This is a genomic window from Paraburkholderia sp. J12, assembly GCF_905220215.1.
Taxonomy (GTDB): Bacteria; Pseudomonadota; Gammaproteobacteria; order Burkholderiales; family Burkholderiaceae; genus Paraburkholderia.
In genome coordinates this window covers 104,136-120,330 of the sequence record NZ_CAJMZC010000013.1, presented here as the reverse complement: position 1 = coordinate 120,330, position 16,195 = coordinate 104,136, and the positions used below count along the sequence as shown (strand labels likewise).

General features: G+C 62.8%; 13 protein-coding genes and 1 tRNA gene. 6 read left to right on the top strand and 8 right to left on the bottom strand.

The features are described from left to right. Positions 1-17 precede the first annotated feature (17 nt). From U5760_RS24695 to recA, 8 genes are all read right to left on the bottom strand, one after another. Entirely contained in the window at positions 18-1,808 is a 1,791-nt protein-coding gene (locus tag U5760_RS24695; RefSeq protein WP_322014936.1) for a PglL family O-oligosaccharyltransferase, read from the bottom strand. A 253-nt stretch (positions 1,809-2,061) separates the two neighbouring features. Beyond that, a complete protein-coding gene (locus U5760_RS24690; RefSeq protein ID WP_415914175.1) occupies positions 2,062-2,658 on the bottom strand; it encodes a pilin in 597 nt (198 codons plus the stop codon). Positions 2,659-2,882: 224 nt separating this feature from the next. Further along, on the bottom strand, positions 2,883-3,599 hold the full coding sequence (locus tag U5760_RS24685) for a TerC family protein (protein WP_322014934.1): 717 nt from the start codon (positions 3,597-3,599) through the stop codon (positions 2,883-2,885). 178 nt (positions 3,600-3,777) lie between these two features. Further along, a complete protein-coding gene (gene sucD, locus U5760_RS24680) occupies positions 3,778-4,659 on the bottom strand; it encodes a succinate--CoA ligase subunit alpha (RefSeq protein ID WP_322014933.1) in 882 nt (293 codons plus the stop codon). A gap of 94 nt (positions 4,660-4,753) precedes the next feature. Continuing rightward, positions 4,754-5,920 carry an ADP-forming succinate--CoA ligase subunit beta gene (gene sucC / locus U5760_RS24675; protein ID WP_322014932.1) on the bottom strand — a complete coding sequence of 389 codons (1,167 nt, stop codon included), beginning with the start codon at positions 5,918-5,920 and terminating at the stop codon, positions 4,754-4,756. 51 nt (positions 5,921-5,971) lie between these two features. Beyond that, complete coding sequence (locus tag U5760_RS24670) at positions 5,972-6,664, bottom strand: DUF2889 domain-containing protein (RefSeq protein WP_415914170.1); 693 nt, start codon at positions 6,662-6,664, stop codon at positions 5,972-5,974. Positions 6,665-6,780: 116 nt separating this feature from the next. Further along, positions 6,781-7,524 carry a recombination regulator RecX gene (gene recX, locus U5760_RS24665; protein WP_322014930.1) on the bottom strand — a complete coding sequence of 248 codons (744 nt, stop codon included), beginning with the start codon at positions 7,522-7,524 and terminating at the stop codon, positions 6,781-6,783. Positions 7,525-7,531: 7 nt separating this feature from the next. Beyond that, complete coding sequence (gene recA, locus U5760_RS24660; protein ID WP_322014929.1) at positions 7,532-8,611, bottom strand: recombinase RecA; 1,080 nt, start codon at positions 8,609-8,611, stop codon at positions 7,532-7,534. 205 nt (positions 8,612-8,816) lie between these two features. Here recA and U5760_RS24655 point away from each other — a divergent pair, with 205 nt between their 5' ends. The 6 genes from U5760_RS24655 to U5760_RS24630 all read left to right on the top strand — a co-directional run bounded on the left by U5760_RS24655 (position 8,817) and on the right by U5760_RS24630 (position 16,137). Continuing rightward, positions 8,817-9,572 carry a response regulator transcription factor gene (locus U5760_RS24655; protein ID WP_322014928.1) on the top strand — a complete coding sequence of 252 codons (756 nt, stop codon included), beginning with the start codon at positions 8,817-8,819 and terminating at the stop codon, positions 9,570-9,572. Between the two features lie 12 nt (positions 9,573-9,584). After that, a complete protein-coding gene (locus U5760_RS24650; protein ID WP_322014927.1) occupies positions 9,585-11,165 on the top strand; it encodes a sensor histidine kinase in 1,581 nt (526 codons plus the stop codon). Positions 11,166-11,444: 279 nt separating this feature from the next. Next, a complete protein-coding gene (locus U5760_RS24645; protein WP_322014926.1) occupies positions 11,445-13,109 on the top strand; it encodes an MFS transporter in 1,665 nt (554 codons plus the stop codon). A gap of 132 nt (positions 13,110-13,241) precedes the next feature. Continuing rightward, positions 13,242-13,318: transfer RNA gene (locus tag U5760_RS24640), tRNA-Met, on the top strand. A 163-nt stretch (positions 13,319-13,481) separates the two neighbouring features. After that, entirely contained in the window at positions 13,482-15,338 is a 1,857-nt protein-coding gene (locus tag U5760_RS24635) for a hypothetical protein (RefSeq protein WP_322014925.1), read from the top strand. A 112-nt stretch (positions 15,339-15,450) separates the two neighbouring features. Next, on the top strand, positions 15,451-16,137 hold the full coding sequence (locus tag U5760_RS24630; protein ID WP_322014924.1) for a hypothetical protein: 687 nt from the start codon (positions 15,451-15,453) through the stop codon (positions 16,135-16,137). Positions 16,138-16,195: the final 58 nt, after the last annotated feature.

Sequence of the window (16,195 nt, the reverse complement as noted above, 5' to 3'; positions counted from 1 at the left end):
CCGGCCTCGTCCGGCCATCAATCGTCCGAATCGTCGTCGTCCTCGTCGACCGCCTTCGCCGGCACGCCGTACTGCTTCACCAGCTCGGCCTTGAAGTCCTTGAGTTGAGGCTGCTCATCGCACAAGCCATAAAGCGAAGCCTGCTGGGCCGGCCAGTCGTGCAGCTCGGTCGAGAAGATCTTCAGCCGCGCGACTGTATCCAGCGCGCCCGCCGTATCGCCGTCGAGCGCCTGCAGCACCGCGTAGCGCCGCAGCACGGTCTCTCCCGGCAGCAGCGCGATCGCGCGCTGGTGCGCCGCGAGCTTGGCGCCGAGATTCGCCGCATTCATCGGCATCAGCGTGGCCATGCCGTAGTCGCCCCATGCGCTGAAGAGGAACGACGGCGCGTCGCGGTACTCATCGGCCGGATGCTCGCCGTAATAGAGCACTTCGGCGCGATGATAGTCGCGCAGGATCGGATACAGCGACGCAATCCCCCCGAACACCACAATCGCAAAGGCGCCGAACGACAGCCCGCGCGGCACGGCGCGCAAGGGTTTCGTTTCGAGGATGCCGAACACGAACATCGCCGGCAGCAGGAAGAACATGTACTGCTGCGGATATTCGACCAGCGCATGCATGACCAGCACGCCGATCAACATGAAACCGAACACGCGCTCGGGCGTATGCGGCACGCGCAGCGCCCGCACGAACCACGCGATCAGACCCAGCAGCACGATTGCGCAGCCGATCACGCCCGTTTTCGCGAGCAGATCGATGAAGATGTCGTGGGAGTTGTTCGCGATCTCGACGCCGCCGAGCGCGCGCGCGAGCTCGAACTGGTGAATCGGGAAATCGCCCCAGCCTACGCCGAGCAGCGGATGCAGCTTGAACATCGCGATGCCGTAGCGCCACAGGGCAATGCGCGGCGCGATCTGGCCTGCGTCCTTGAAGCGGTCGGCCGCCGACTGGTCGAGCTGCAGCTGATAGTGGACGTTGGCCCAGCGCACGAACGCATTCAAGCCAATGAAGATCGCAAGCAGCACGAGCGGCAGGAGCCAGTTGCGCAGGCTGCGCCCGCCTGCCAGCGAGCCTTGGCGACGCGCGAGCGCGAGTGCGATCCACAGCCCGGCAACGACGATCACCCCCATCTGCAGCCAGGGCCCGCGCGAAACGGTCAGTGCGAGGCCGCCGGCGTAGACCGCGGAAAGCACGGCCCACACCACGAGCGAGAGCCGACGGGTCTGCACGAGAAAGAGCCCGGCCGCCATTGCGAACGCGATATAGGTGGCGAGGTGGTTCGCTTGCGCCATGTTGCCGAACGGACGGCGATCGACCGTAACGTTGTAGGCGACGACGAGCGGCGTGACCTTCGCTTCGAGGTGAAAGAGCTGCACGACCTGGCAAAACACGGCAAACATCCCGCCTACCATCAGCGCCGCGGCGGCCCAGACCATCGCCGTCTCGGTCTGACGCGCACGCGCAATGCCGTAGCCCGCGTGAGTCACCATCAGGGCCGCCAGCAGGTAGCCGGCACCCAGCCAGTTGAGCGAAGGCTGCGCTACCGGCATTGCGACGATCTGCACCACCAGCAGCAGACCGAACGCGAACGGCACCAGCGCGACGGCGGGTGAGGCGAATTCGATCGGGGGCCGCGCCGATAGCGTGAGCATCACGACCGACGCCCCGACCAGCAGCCATAACGTCAGGGATACGTATTCGGCATAGAACGTCGGGATGGGGTACGTGTGGCCAACGACCGCATAAGGCAGCGTCAACGCGACAGCCAGCAAGAAGAACGTAAGATAGCGCGCAAAATTGGAGGGCATGGGTAAGCGGGGGCATCAGCAACCGGCGCACTATACAAGACTTTGCTCGCCATTTGCGGCTGCGGCTGTTGCAGCGGCACCGGTTTGCGGTTTTTGTCGCCCGATCCGTGTCGCTGCGCCTTCACTTGCATCGTGCGCCGCCTGTCACGGCGGCGCACGTTCCCAACCTGCGCGTCATCCTGCATCCACGCGTGACGATCCGCTGCCTGTGCGGCGCTTTCCTACCTCACGCCTCACACGCCGTCACACCCCTTCAGGCACGACACTCCGGCGGTGCGAGATTCGACGGCAGGGTTGCGGCTTCCACCGGCGCCGGGCCGGCACCGGGCGCGCCCAGCGAGGAGCCCGTCTTGCCGCCCGCGAAGCACTCCCACGTGAGCGTGCCCGACTGCATGCTGCCTTGCGCGAGCGCGACGCGCGCGGTGGGGGCATCCGCGTTATCGGGTACCGAGGGCACGAGTACGAGCGTATTGCTTCCGGACGGCGCGACGCGCGTGGTGAACGCGATCGTGATCTGACCGGTCGCGTCGTCGATCTGCAACGATTCGATGTTGCGCGTGGCCGGTGGCGTGGCGTAGCCGGCCGAGAACGCGTTGCCGCTCGCCGCGTTTTCCGCGACGGCGAGCCGCGCCGAAGACGCGAGCGAGAGTCCCTCGCCGACGCGGCTGCGCGCGAGGTAGTCCTGATAGGCGGGAATGGCATAGGCGGCAATCACACCGACGATGGCGAGCACGATCATCAGCTCGATCAGCGTGAACCCATGGGGGGCAAGACGGGATGAAAAACGACGCACCAGCCGCGCAAACCTGGCCGAAGCCAGCGCGGCAAGACGCGAAGACGCCTGAAACAAGAACCCGCCCGAAGTAACGGCAGGCAGGCTGGTGGCGAGAACGGATACGATCATCATCAGGGCTCCTGAAACAAGAAACGCCTGCTCACAACAGCGAGCAGGCGTTCTGATCGTATCGACGCGTCCGGCTTCGCGGCAGTCAGCCGAATGGCATAGGCCGCGCGGGCGTTTCTTTCGATTTCAATGCGGGTTTCAATGCAGATTTCAGTGCAATCGTCTTGCCGTCAATGCGAATTCGCGGGCTGCGCACGCCGCGCGTTGCGGCGCTTGAGTGCATACCCCACCAGCACCACGAACACCGCGCCCGCCACGCACATGCCGTATTCGGCGAGCGGCGTGTCGAGCAGTGGCCAGCGGTCGCCGGCCGGATCGTTGACGATCAGCCCGCCCGCGATCCAGCCGAGCAGCGCGGCGCCCAGCGTGACGATCACGGGATAGCGGTCCAGCAATCGCAGCACCAGCTGGCTGCCCCACACGATGAGCGGAATGCTCACCATAAGGCCGAAGATCACGAGCCCGAACCGGTGCGCGGGATCCGCCGATTCGGAGGCTCCCGCGATCGCCACCACGTTGTCGACGCTCATCACGGCATCGGCGACGATGATCGTCTTGATCGCGCCGAGGAGCTTGTCGGCGGGCTTGACGTTGGCGTGCTCGAGATGCGCGGGCGCAAGGAGACGCACGCCGATCCACAGCAGCAGCAGGCCACCCGCGAACTTGAGCAAAGGCACGTTGAGCAGCACGACGGCGAACGCGATCAGCACGACCCGCAGCACGATGGCGCCCGCCGTGCCCCAGAGGATGCCGCGCATGCGCTGCTTCGCCGGCAAATCGCGGCACGCGAGCGCGATCACGACGGCATTGTCGCCGCCAAGCAGGATGTCGATGACGATGATCTGAAGAACAGCGCCCCAGTGGAGCGTGGCGAGAAACTCGAACATGTGATGGGGCGGCTTGACGGGCCGGATTGAGAGATCCAGGGACCGATAAAAAAGCGAGGGGCCATGACTGGCTCCCTCGCTTTTGTCCGGAAACCTCGTGAAAGGATTCCGCAAGCATATCAAAAAACGCCGGCTACCCGCATCGACGTGCCGTGCGGGCGCCGGCGATTTTCGAAAATTACAGGATCGACTTCAGCAGACGGCCCATTTCCGACGGGTTGCGCGTGACCTTGATGCCGCACGCGTCCATGATTTCCAGCTTCGCGTCGGCCGTGTCCGCACCGCCCGAGATCAGCGCGCCGGCGTGGCCCATGCGCTTGCCCGGAGGCGCCGTGACGCCCGCGATGAAGCCAACCACCGGCTTCTTCATGTTGTCCTTGATCCAGTGGGAAGCGTTCGCTTCGTCCGGACCGCCGATCTCGCCGATCATGATCACGGCGTCCGTATCCGGATCGTCGTTGAACATCTTCATGACGTCGATGTGCTTCAGACCGTTGATCGGGTCGCCGCCGATACCGACCGCCGACGACTGGCCGAGGCCGAGCGCGGTCAGCTGCGCCACGGCTTCATACGTCAGCGTGCCCGAACGCGACACGACGCCGATGCGGCCCTTCTTGTGGATGTGACCCGGCATGATGCCGATCTTCAGCTCGTCCGGCGTGATCGTGCCGGGGCAGTTCGGGCCGAGGAGCAGCGTCTTGCGGCCTTCGCGGCGCATGCGGTCCTTCACTTCGATCATGTCGCGAACCGGAATGCCTTCCGTGATGCAGATCGCGAGATCGAGGTCGGCCTCGACGGCTTCCCAGATCGCAGCGGCAGCGCCTGCCGGCGGCACGTAGATGACCGAAACAGTCGCGCCGGTGGCTTCTTTCGCGTCACGCACGTTCGCGTAGATGGGAATGCCCTCGAAGTCCTCGCCGGCCTTCTTCGGGTTCACGCCCGCGACGAATGCTTCGCGGCCGTTGGCGTATTCACGGCAGGCGCGCGTGTGGAACTGACCGGTCTTGCCGGTGATGCCCTGCGTGATGACCTTGGTGTCTTTGTTGATCAGAATCGACATGTATTGACCTCTGTTTGCCTGGCGTCGCGCGTCGCGGGGGCCGCCTCGAAAGCCGCCTTCGCGCCGCCGCTACGCCATTCGTATCCGGTGAAAATTACTTGCCTTCGGCAGCTGCGACGACCTTCTGCGCAGCCTCTTCCATGCTGTCTGCCGAGATGATCGGCAGGCCCGAATCGGCCAGCATCTTCTTGCCGAGGTCCTCGTTCGTGCCCTTCATGCGCACGACGAGCGGCACCTTCAGGTCCACGGCCTTCGAAGCCGCGATCACGCCTTCCGCGATCACGTCGCAGCGCATGATGCCGCCGAAGATGTTCACGAGGATCGCCTTCAGGTCCGGGTTCTTCAGCATGAGCTTGAACGCTTCGGTGACCTTCTCGGTCGTGGCGCCGCCGCCCACGTCGAGGAAGTTCGCCGGCTCGCCGCCGAACAGCTTGATGGTGTCCATCGTCGCCATCGCGAGGCCTGCGCCGTTCACGAGACAACCGATGTTGCCGTCGAGCGAGATGTAGGCGAGGTCGAACTTCGAGGCTTCGATTTCAGCCGGATCTTCTTCGTCCAGGTCGCGGTAAGCGACGATTTCCGGATGGCGGAAGAGGGCATTCGCGTCGAAGTTGAACTTCGCGTCGAGTGCGATGACCTTGCCGTCGCCCGAGACGTTCAGCGGGTTGATTTCGGCCAGCGACGCGTCGGTTTCCCAGAATGCCTTGTACAGGCCCTTCAGGATCTCGCGCGCTTGCGGAATCGAAGCTGCCGGTACGCCGATCTTCGCGGCCAGGTCGTCGGCCTGGGCATCGAGCAGGCCCGTTGCCGGGTCGACGATGACCTTGTGGATCAGTTCCGGGTGCTTTTCGGCCACTTCTTCGATGTCCATGCCGCCTTCGCTCGAACCCATCAGAACGATCTTTTGCGACACGCGATCCACGACGAGGCTGACATACAGTTCCTGCTTGATGTCGGCGCCTTCTTCGATCAGCAGACGGTTGACCTTCTGGCCTTCCGGACCGGTCTGGTGCGTGACGAGCTGCATGCCGAGGATCTGGTTCGCGTATTCGCGGACCTGTTCGAGCGTCTTCGCAACCTTCACGCCGCCGCCCTTGCCTCGGCCGCCAGCGTGAATCTGCGCCTTGACGACCCACACCGGGCCGCCCAGCTCTTCAGCGGCCTTGACCGCGTCATCCACCGAAAACACCGGGATGCCGCGCGGCACCGCGACTCCGAATTTCCGCAGGATTTCCTTACCCTGGTACTCGTGAATCTTCATGCGTGATTCCCTTCAGTCTGAGAGTTGGAGTGAACTTCGATTCCGCTGTTGTTATTCATGCGGGGCGGCTGCGGTCCTGCCCTCGTGGCCCGGACCTTCGTCGCCGCGCACGCCGGCAGCTTCGGCGCCGCGTTCGACCGAACGCGGCACGTGGCCATACCAGCGCGGATAAAACTGCTTCACCGCCTCGCCGTCGAACCGCAGCGCATGGCAGCGGCCCAGCTGGAAAGGCGGTTTTTCGCCGGCGGCATCGCCGTCGGCGGTCTTGCCGATTTCCGGTCCGGCATCGTCACCCGACCCGTCCTTGCCGCCCTTCCAGACCACGCCGACGAATGCCTGCACCGCGGCCGTGGGCAGCACGCCCAGCATTTCCGTGAGGTGCGTGCAGCCCGCCGTGCCGGCAAGGCGACGGCCGGCTTCGCGGCGAAAGTTCTGGAGGAGATTGAGCCCGATAAGGGCACGATAGGCGGGATTGGCGTTCTGGCACTGACCGTCGTAGGGAACCCAGTCGGACGACGCTTCGGCGTCGACGACGTTGAGCTTGCGATCGATCGTGATGCGGAGCCAGAGTTCATGGATCGGTAGACCCTTGGGCCGGACACCGGCCGCGAGCGGCACGTCGCGCGGCTTGTGATCCGTCAGACACGCGTCGATGTCCCAGAAGCCGTCTTCGCGCTCATAGGCGACCGCCCGGATTGCGCGCTGGTGGCGCAGTTGGCGGGGCACGGGCGGGGAAAGCGGCATGCTGAGGCTAAGACCGGATGGAAAACCTCTCGATTTTAGCATACCGGGTATTTGGGACTGGGCCGAACCCGGCAGAACACACAGTCGGCTCAGGGACTTACACGCGCCTTGCAGGCTCAATTTTCCGACCAGTCGTCCTCGATACCCTTCAGGATCTTGCCGATGATGCCCATCGAAAAGCCGCGAGCGGCGAGAAAGCGCGCCTGACGCGCGCGTTCGGCCGGTGTTTCGGGCAACTGGCCATACTTCTTCTGCCAGACGGCGCGGGCGCGGACGAGTTCGGTCTCGCGCAATTGCGCACTCACCTCTTCGACGAGCGTATCGCCGACGGCATGGCGCTTGAGTTCGCTGACGATGCGGGTGGCACCGAGCCGCGCGGCGCGGCGGTGAACGATGCTTTCGGCAAAGCGCGCGTCGGAGAGCCAGCCCTCGCGGACGAGCGAATCGAGCAGTACCTCGAGCGCGTCGGCGTCGTCTGTGAACGGCATGAGCTTGCGAGAGAGTTCTGCGCGGCTGTATTCGCGCCGCGAAAGATAGCCGAGCGCGCGGCCTTTGAGCGAGGGGCCAGGACGCCGGGAGGAAGGAGAAGCTTCGCCGGAGCGCGCGGAAGGTGCGCGTGCCTTGCGGGATTCGGAACTGCGTCCGAAGCGGTCCGACGACGACGCAGGGTCCGCCGATTCGAAATTGCCGAACGACGATTCGAACTCGTCGAAGGACGAGCCGAGCGGCGCGCCCTTCTGCTCGACGGGCTCGAAGGGCTCGAGCGGACCGCCAGGCGCGCGAGGATCGCGCGGGCGGCCCGCTTCGGGTGGCGCCAGAGAGTCTGGAGGCGCCGATGCGGACCTGCCCTTGCGAATCACAAGCGGATTACTCCTCTTCGTCCGCGACTTCGACTTCGCCGGAATCGTTGGCGTTTGCCGGCATCGCGTTCACGCCGAGCGATTCGCGGATGCGATTTTCGATCTCGCGGGCAATATCGGCGTTCTCGCGCAGGAATTCGCGCGCGTTGTCCTTGCCCTGGCCGATGCGCTCGCCGTTATAGCTGTACCACGCCCCCGCCTTGTCGACGATCTTGGCCTGTACGCCGAGGTCGATGATTTCGCCCTGGCGCGAAATGCCTTCGCCGTAGAGGATGTCGAACACGGCTTCGCGGAACGGCGGCGAGACCTTGTTCTTGACGACCTTCACGCGCGTTTCGCTGCCGATCACTTCGTCGTTCTTCTTGATCGAGCCGATACGGCGAATGTCCAGACGCACCGACGCGTAGAACTTGAGCGCATTGCCGCCCGTGGTGGTTTCCGGGTTGCCGAACATCACGCCGATCTTCATGCGGATCTGGTTGATGAAGATGACCATGCAGTTGGTCTTCTTGATCGTGCCCGTGAGCTTGCGCAGCGCCTGCGACATCAGGCGCGCCTGCAGACCCGGCAGCGAGTCGCCCATTTCGCCTTCGATTTCGGCCTTCGGCACGAGCGCCGCAACCGAGTCGATCACGATCATGTCGATCGAGCCCGAGCGCACCAGCGCGTCGGCGATTTCGAGTGCCTGCTCGCCCGTGTCCGGCTGCGAGATGAGCAGTTCGGGCACGTTCACGCCGAGCTTCGAGGCGTATTGCACGTCGAGCGCATGTTCTGCGTCGATAAACGCCGCCGTGCCGCCGATCTTCTGCATTTCGGCGATCACCTGGAGCGTGAGCGTGGTTTTACCCGACGATTCCGGACCGTAGATCTCGACCACCCGGCCGCGCGGCAGACCGCCCACGCCCAGCGCAATGTCGAGGCCGAGCGAGCCGGTGGAGACCACCTGGATATTTTCGACCGCGTCGCCGTCGCCGAGCCGCATGATCGACCCCTTGCCGAACTGCTTTTCGATCTGCGCGAGCGCGGCGGCCAGCGCCTTGCTCTTTTCAGCAGTCAGCCCAGCCGAGCCTTTCTTGCTATCTTCCATGAATCGTCCTTTGCTATGATGAACGGCGTCTCGTGACGATGCGCGGGCTTCATTTGAGCTTGTGCGCACGAACGCAGACACTGTATAAAAAAACAGTGGTTTTAGCAAGCCCTATGCTTGCCCAAACCGCGAAATTTCGGGAGACCGCCACGCGCCACGCAAGCCCGGCGCGGGCATGGAGACGGCGCTGCGGCGCTTGCGCATCATGCGAATCCTCATTGCCGAAGACGACAGCATACTCGCGGACGGTCTCATCCGATCACTCCGCCAATCGGGCTATGCCGTCGATCACGTGAAGAGCGGCGTGGACGCCGACACCGCACTGTCCCTGCAGACTTTCGACCTGCTGATCCTCGATCTCGGCCTGCCGAAAATGCCCGGCCTCGAAGTGCTGCGACGCCTGCGCGCGCGCAATTCCACCCTCCCGGTGCTGATCCTGACCGCCGCCGACAGCGTCGACGAACGCGTGAAAGGCCTCGACCTCGGCGCCGACGACTATATGGCCAAGCCCTTCGCGCTCAACGAACTCGAAGCGCGCGTGCGGGCGCTCACCCGGCGCGGCGCGGGCGGCGGCCCGACGGTCGTGCGCCACGGCGCGCTGGCGTTCGACCAGGTGGGGCGCGTGGCGCGCATCAACGACCAGGTGCTCGACCTGTCGGCGCGCGAACTGGGTCTGCTCGAAGTGCTGCTGCAGCGGCTGGGACGGCTCGTTTCGAAGGAGCAGCTCGTCGACCACCTGTGCGAGTGGGGCGAGGAAGTCAGCCTCAATGCCATCGAGGTGTATGTGCACCGGCTGCGCAAGAAGCTCGAAGCGGGCGGCGTGCGCATCGTGACCGTGCGCGGCCTCGGCTACTGCCTCGAAAAGGAACAAGGCGCGACCGCCTCGAACGGCAGCGCGATGGCGCCGGGGAATACATCGCCCGCGCCGCCCGCCATGCCGTCCAGCCACTACTACAAGTAACCGGGCGAGACGATGGCCGAGCCCGCCCCTGCCGCGCGCTCCGCGCCGCGCCCGCCCGGCGCCGGGACCCTCGACACGCTCGACGACAGCGCGCGCGACGCCCGCTACGCCAACCCCTTCGCCCCACCCGACGAAACCGAGACCGCGGCCGAAGCGCGCCCGCGCTCGCTCTTCGGCGAGATTCTCGACTGGATGCTCGCACCGCTCCTGCTGCTCTGGCCGATGAGCATCGCGGTGACGTACCTGGTGGCAAAGTCGATCGCCAACGGCCCGTTCGACCGCGCGCTCGAAACCGACGCCTACGTGCTCGCCCGCCAGATCCATCCCGTCAACGGTGTGGCCGAACTGTCGCTGCCCGCCCCCACACGCGAGCTCCTGAGCGCGGACAATGTCGATAACGTGTTCTATCAGGTGCTGGGCGGCCGGGGTGAACTCGTGGCCGGCGACCGCGAAATGCCGCTGCCGCACGAAGACGACCGGCCGCCGCCCGGCCTCGTCGAATTCCGCGACGACACGTTGCGCGGCGTCGACATCCGGGTCGCCTATACGACGGTGGATCTGCCGCAGGCGAGCGGCGGCCAGCCCGTGCTGGTGCAGGTGGCCGAGACGCTCGACAAGCGCCGCCAGCTTGCCAACGACATCATCAAGGGCGTGATCCTGCCGCAGTTCGTGATCCTGCCGCTCGCGATCCTGCTGGTGTGGTTCGGACTCTCGCGCGGGCTCGCGCCGCTTCATGCGCTGCAGTCGAACATCCGCATGCGCCGCCCCGACGACCTCTCGCCGCTGGAGGCGCGGCGCGCGCCACCCGAGATCGAACCGCTCGTGACCTCGTTCAACGACCTCCTGACGCGCCTCGAACAGAACATGGAACTGCAAAAACGCTTCATTGCCGACGCGGCCCATCAGATGAAAACGCCGCTCGCGGGCCTGCGCACCCAGGCCGAACTGGCGCTGCGCCAGGACGCGCCGCCCGAGGTGCATCGCTCGCTCGAGCAGATCGCCACCAGCTCCGAGCAGGCCGCGCGGCTCGTCACGCAACTGCTCGCGCTCGCGCGCGCGGAGAACCGCATGTCGGGACAGATCTTCACGCCCGTGGACGTGGCCGAAGTCGCGCGGCTCGCCGTGCGCGACTGGGTGCAGCCCGCGCTCGCGAAGCGGATGGACCTGGGCTACGAAGGCCCGCGTGTGGCAGGCAGCGACGAAGAAGACGGTGCGACGGTCGAAGTGGACGGCAATCCGGTGATGCTGCGCGAGATGCTTTCGAACCTCATCGACAACGCCATCCGCTACACGCCGCCGGGCGGGCGCATCACCGTGCGCGTGCGGCCGGAGCCGGCGGCGCGCGTGGTCCACCTGGAGGTCGAGGATACCGGCCTCGGCATCCCGGCGGCGGAGCGCGAGCGCGTGATCGAACGCTTCTACCGCATTCTCGGCCGCGAGGGCGACGGCAGCGGACTGGGCCTCGCCATCGTCCGCGAGATCACGACGATGCACGGCGGCACGCTCGCCATCGACGACAACGTCTATCAACAGTCGCCGCGGCTCGCGGGAACGCTCGTGCACGTCACGCTGAGACTGCGGCGCGGGGCTTGAAGCGTCAGCTTTATCCCGAAATAGCGATGGGACTTACCCTTACGCCCCTGGGATCGCCACGACGAGAAAAACACTTTAACCGACGAAGATGTCCGTTGATTGAGAAATTCCCACAAATTGACCGATCTTGATTAATCGAACCCCATTCACCCGCAGTTACCCGTAGCCGCTCGGAACGTCAGAACTGCGTAAGTTTCCATTTCAATAATGATCCGCAGGACCGCCTGCCGCAGGATGCCTGCGCCGCGGACCATACGCATATCAATATTGGAGACTTACATGGCAACCGTAGGCGGACAGGGACAGGTTTCGCACGCGCCGATGACCAGCGACGAAAAACGCGTGATCTTCGCGTCGTCGCTCGGCACGGTGTTCGAGTGGTACGACTTCTATCTGGCCGGCTCGCTCGCGGCCTTCATCAGCAAGAGCTTCTTCTCCGGCGTCAATCCCACCGCCGGCTTCATCTTCACCCTGCTCGGCTTCGCAGCCGGCTTCGCAGTGCGTCCGTTCGGCGCGATCGTGTTCGGGCGGCTAGGCGACCTCGTCGGCCGCAAGCACACCTTCCTCGTGACCATCGTGATCATGGGCCTTTCCACCTTCGTGGTCGGCTTCCTGCCCGGCTACGCGGCGATCGGCATCGCCTCGCCCGTGATCTTCATCGCCATGCGCCTCCTGCAGGGCCTCGCGCTCGGCGGCGAGTACGGCGGCGCCGCGACCTACGTGGCCGAACACGCGCCGCCCGGACGCCGCGGCTTCTACACCTCGTGGATCCAGACCACCGCCACGCTCGGCCTCTTCCTCTCGCTGCTCGTGATTCTCGGCGTGCGCGAATCGGTGGGCGAAGAACAGTTCGCCGCGTGGGCCTGGCGCATTCCGTTCGTCGCTTCGATCCTGCTGCTCGCCGTGTCCGTCTGGATCCGCCTGCAACTCGACGAATCGCCGGCATTCAAGCGCATCAAGGCCGAGGGCAAGATCTCGAAGGCGCCGCTTTCCGAAGCGTTCGGCCAGTGGAAGAACCTGAAGATCGTGATTCTCGCGCTGATCGGCCTGACCGCCGGCCAGGCCGTGGTCTGGTACACGGGCCAGTTCTACGCGCTCTTCTTCCTCACGCAGACCCTCAAGGTGGACGGCTCCAGCGCCAACATCCTGATCGCGCTGGCACTCCTGATCGGCACGCCGTTCTTCCTGTTCTTCGGCTCGCTCTCGGACAAGATCGGCCGCAAGCCCATCATCATGGCCGGCTGCCTGATCGCGGCGTTCGCGTTCTTCCCGCTCTTCAAGGCGCTCACGCACTTCGCGAACCCGGCGCTCGAAGCCGCGACACAGCGCGCGCCGATCGTGGTGATCGCCAATCCGGACGAATGCTCGTTCCAGTTCAATCCGGTGGGTACGTCGAAGTTCACGTCCTCGTGCGATATCGCGAAGAGCGCGCTTTCGAAGGCCGGCCTGAACTACTCGAACGTGGCGGCGCCGGCGGGGACGATGGCGCAGATCAAGGTGGGCGACACCGTGATCGACACGTTTGACGGCAAGGCCGCAGACGCCAAGGAAAAGGGCGCGGCGTTCGAAAAGACGCTCTCGGGCACGCTGAAGTCGGCGGGCTACCCGGCCAAGGCCGACCCGGCCCAGTTGAACTGGCCGATGACCGTGGTCATCCTGACCATCCTCGTGATTCTCGTGACGATGGTGTACGGACCGATCGCGGCCATGCTGGTGGAGATGTTCCCGACGCGGATTCGCTATACCTCGATGTCGCTGCCCTATCACATCGGCAACGGCTGGTTCGGCGGGTTCCTGCCGGCTACGGCGTTCGCGATCGTGGCGGCCAGGGGGGATATCTACTCGGGGCTCTGGTATCCGGTCATCATCGCGGCGGCGACCTTTGTGATCGGGACGCTGTTCCTCAAGGAAACCAAGGACTCGAATATTTACGCGCAGGATTGAGGTGTGGGTAGGTCTTGGCGGAGGCGGCGCGGCTGCCTCCCGCTTCACGCTAGCCTTCTGCTAGCTTCCTGCTAAAAAGTTGTGGCGCAGGGGTTGACAGTATTCGGCCGATTCATCATAATTCTCTTCTTCGGCGAATTAGCTCAGTCGGTTAGAGCGACGGAATCATAATCCGCAGGTCCGGGGTTCGAATCCCTGATTCGCCACCAAATTCAAAAAGCCCGCTTCGGCGGGCTTTTTGTCGTCCTTGATTCTTATAGGTTTCTTAGAATTCAAGGACTTACGGAATCCCGCCGATATCCTCACTGGTAAACCTGACTGGTATACGGGCGCTCCCCAGCAAGCCCCCGTCACGTGATGGATGAAGCTCCCTTGGCCAAACTCCCCAACACCCGAAAAGTCGCCCACACGGCCGCACTTCAGTTCTGCATCGGCTACCCCGAGCACCTGTGGCCCTACTCCAAGAAAAAGAATTTCATCCGTTCGCTCGGTACGGATAAATCCAGGCATCGTGAACGCTATGCCGAGTGCGTTCAGGAATGGAAGGAACGCTGCGCGACGTACCAGACTCTGGCCGATGCCGACCTCCAGAAACAGCGCGAAGACAATCCTGAACTGCTCGCCTGGCAGGAGAACGACCGCGCCCGCCAGAAAGCCGGGCCTGTACGGCACGTCACGCACCTCATCGAAAGCGAGCGCCGGGATCTCGACCAGTTTGTTGCGCGGTGGGTTGCCCATGCCATGCACTGGCACGATGAAACCATCTCGGAATGCGATGACGATGAAATCGCCGATACGGAAACCACGCTTGCCGAGCGCCTGGAGGAAATAAAGCTGTGTGTCCGCCGGATGCGGCCGTCCGAATCGTGGATTGACGAAGTGGACGATCACATGAGCGAATGGTGTGGCTTCGTCCTAGCCACGGATTGCCCCGATCGCAAGTCCTATCTGATGCGCCTGCTCGTACAGGAAATGAGTGCACTGGAAGCGTCACTATCGCTACTGGCAGGAAAGCCCGTCGAGACTCCCCTGCTGACATCCAGCCTGGCGAAATCTCCTCCGACTGACCTCCACTCCGACAAGCCGAATTTTGTTGGCCCCCGGCTTCACCCCCACGATTTCCAGACCTGCTTCGACAACTGGAAAAATGCAGGTCAAAAGAAGCAAAGCAGTATCGACGAATTCCGTAATCTCTTCGTCGATTTTGCAAACTTCGTCATCGGGAAAGAAGCCCCGCTCAAGGACGTCTCAACCGCCGATATCCAGGGCAAAAAGCACATCATCAAATGGCTCGAGCATGTTGCCCACACGAAGCAGATCAAACGGGGGACCTTGAAAAAGCATCTTCAGGCCATCAGTGCGATCCTCGGTAATGCATTTGGCCGGGGTGAAATTGAATACAACCCAGCCTTGGGCATCGATCTCGATTCACTCGCCATTCGAGGCACCACGGCACAGACAACAGGCCTCAAAAAGGACAACGTTCATCCGTTTACTGCAGACGAAATTCGCCAGTACTTCAGCCGCCTGACGTACTGGACGACCGTCCGCACCCTTCAACGAGAAGTCGCATACTGGTTCCCGCTCTTTCTGTTCGCCTTCGGTGCCCGGCCCGAGGAAATCGCAACCTTGATGCAAGATGACGTCCGAATCGACTCGAGGGGCCAGTACTGGATTCATATCTACACGCCAACACTGAGTCCGAACGGACTGATACGCAAGCCCAAGCACGAAGTGTCCTATCGACATATTCCCCTGCCCCGGCATCTGATGCAGCTCGGGTTTGCCGAATATTTTGCGACACGTCGCCCCGGTGACTGGCTCTTTCCCTGCAAGGTCGCCGACGCGGTAGCTGCAGCCGAACAGGAGGAGGGGCGATCCGCGCAAACGCTGAATGATCTTGGCGACTATCTCCGCGAGGTCGCCGAGATTACCAACGAGAAAAAAGTAACCTACAGCTTGCGGCACACGTTCAAGGATGAACTACGTCGCCGGGCGGTTCCCAAAGAGGTCAGTGACGCATTGACGGGGCATGCGGGAGAAAACTCAAACGCTGGTGAAGCGTATTACGGTAGCCAATGGTACCCGGAGGAACCACTGCTTGAGGCCATGGACAAACTTCAGCATTTTGAGTTACTGCCCGAAGACTTCCCGACCTGGGCTCAGTTTCGCGATGCACTACAACCAACGGGACCAAAACGGGGTCGCCCGCCCAAAATCAGAATTTAAACGGCAACGCATCCACGCAGACAACTACCGCACAAGATACCAGCTAGAACATAAGCCAATTCATAGCCTCTAAATAAGCTATATTTCTATCTTTCCTACAAATACGTGACCCATGAGTATCCACAGTGCGGGCTGGGCGGCTATTGGGGCAAGCACCACGGCCATTATCAGCGTCCTCGCCAATATTTATCTTGCCAGCAAGAGTCGCAATCAAATTTTCGAACAAGCGACACACCAGATCAAGCAAGCAGCCATATCTCTGGACGTTCAACGTACGTCCACAGTGCGTACAGCAGCCACGTTTATTGCTGACAAGCGCCAAAAATGGATAGATGAACTGCGATCAGACATTGCAACACACCTTGCAGAGTCACAAGAATATTTGTGGAAATGGGATGCTGTTCGAGAAGAATGGGGAAGATTGCATGGCGATACCAGCATTCCGCTCAATCAGCGTACGATTAAAGCAAATCAGCTTCTAGTCACATTCTCGGAGAAGAACGGAGCAATCGACCGAGCTCACCAAGAACGTCACCACCGCCTGCGCTTCCGCCTCAATCCAAATGAAAAAAATCACATGGCGTTACGTGATATTCTAGATGAGATCCGAAAAATATTGAGCGATACACAAGGATCGAGAAACCGCGAGACGGCAATCGCATTGATCAATCGCCTACGTGAGTTAGTACTCGAAGCAGACATATTAACCAGTACAATTTTAAAGACGGAATGGGAGCGAGTAAAACGAGAGGCAGCATATCCAGAAGAAATGATTGCCAAAATCCCCCCACCCGCCTAGACTCTACTCCAAATCGATCATAAACGTGACGTTTTCAGCCAACCGAGCTTGAGCAAGA

Coding starts and splice junctions, on each gene's coding strand:
- U5760_RS24695 (WP_322014936.1), bottom strand. CDS start 1,808: ATGCCCTCCAATTTTGCGCGCTATCTTACGTTCTTCTTGCTGGCTGTC.
- U5760_RS24670 (WP_415914170.1), bottom strand. CDS start 6,664: ATGCCGCTTTCCCCGCCCGTGCCCCGCCAACTGCGCCACCAGCGCGCA.
- recA (WP_322014929.1), bottom strand. CDS start 8,611: ATGGAAGATAGCAAGAAAGGCTCGGCTGGGCTGACTGCTGAAAAGAGC.
- U5760_RS24650 (WP_322014927.1), top strand. CDS start 9,585: ATGGCCGAGCCCGCCCCTGCCGCGCGCTCCGCGCCGCGCCCGCCCGGC.
- U5760_RS24645 (WP_322014926.1), top strand. CDS start 11,445: ATGGCAACCGTAGGCGGACAGGGACAGGTTTCGCACGCGCCGATGACC.
- U5760_RS24630 (WP_322014924.1), top strand. CDS start 15,451: ATGAGTATCCACAGTGCGGGCTGGGCGGCTATTGGGGCAAGCACCACG.
- U5760_RS24685 (WP_322014934.1), bottom strand. CDS start 3,599: ATGTTCGAGTTTCTCGCCACGCTCCACTGGGGCGCTGTTCTTCAGATC.
- sucD (WP_322014933.1), bottom strand. CDS start 4,659: ATGTCGATTCTGATCAACAAAGACACCAAGGTCATCACGCAGGGCATC.
- sucC (WP_322014932.1), bottom strand. CDS start 5,920: ATGAAGATTCACGAGTACCAGGGTAAGGAAATCCTGCGGAAATTCGGA.
- U5760_RS24655 (WP_322014928.1), top strand. CDS start 8,817: ATGCGAATCCTCATTGCCGAAGACGACAGCATACTCGCGGACGGTCTC.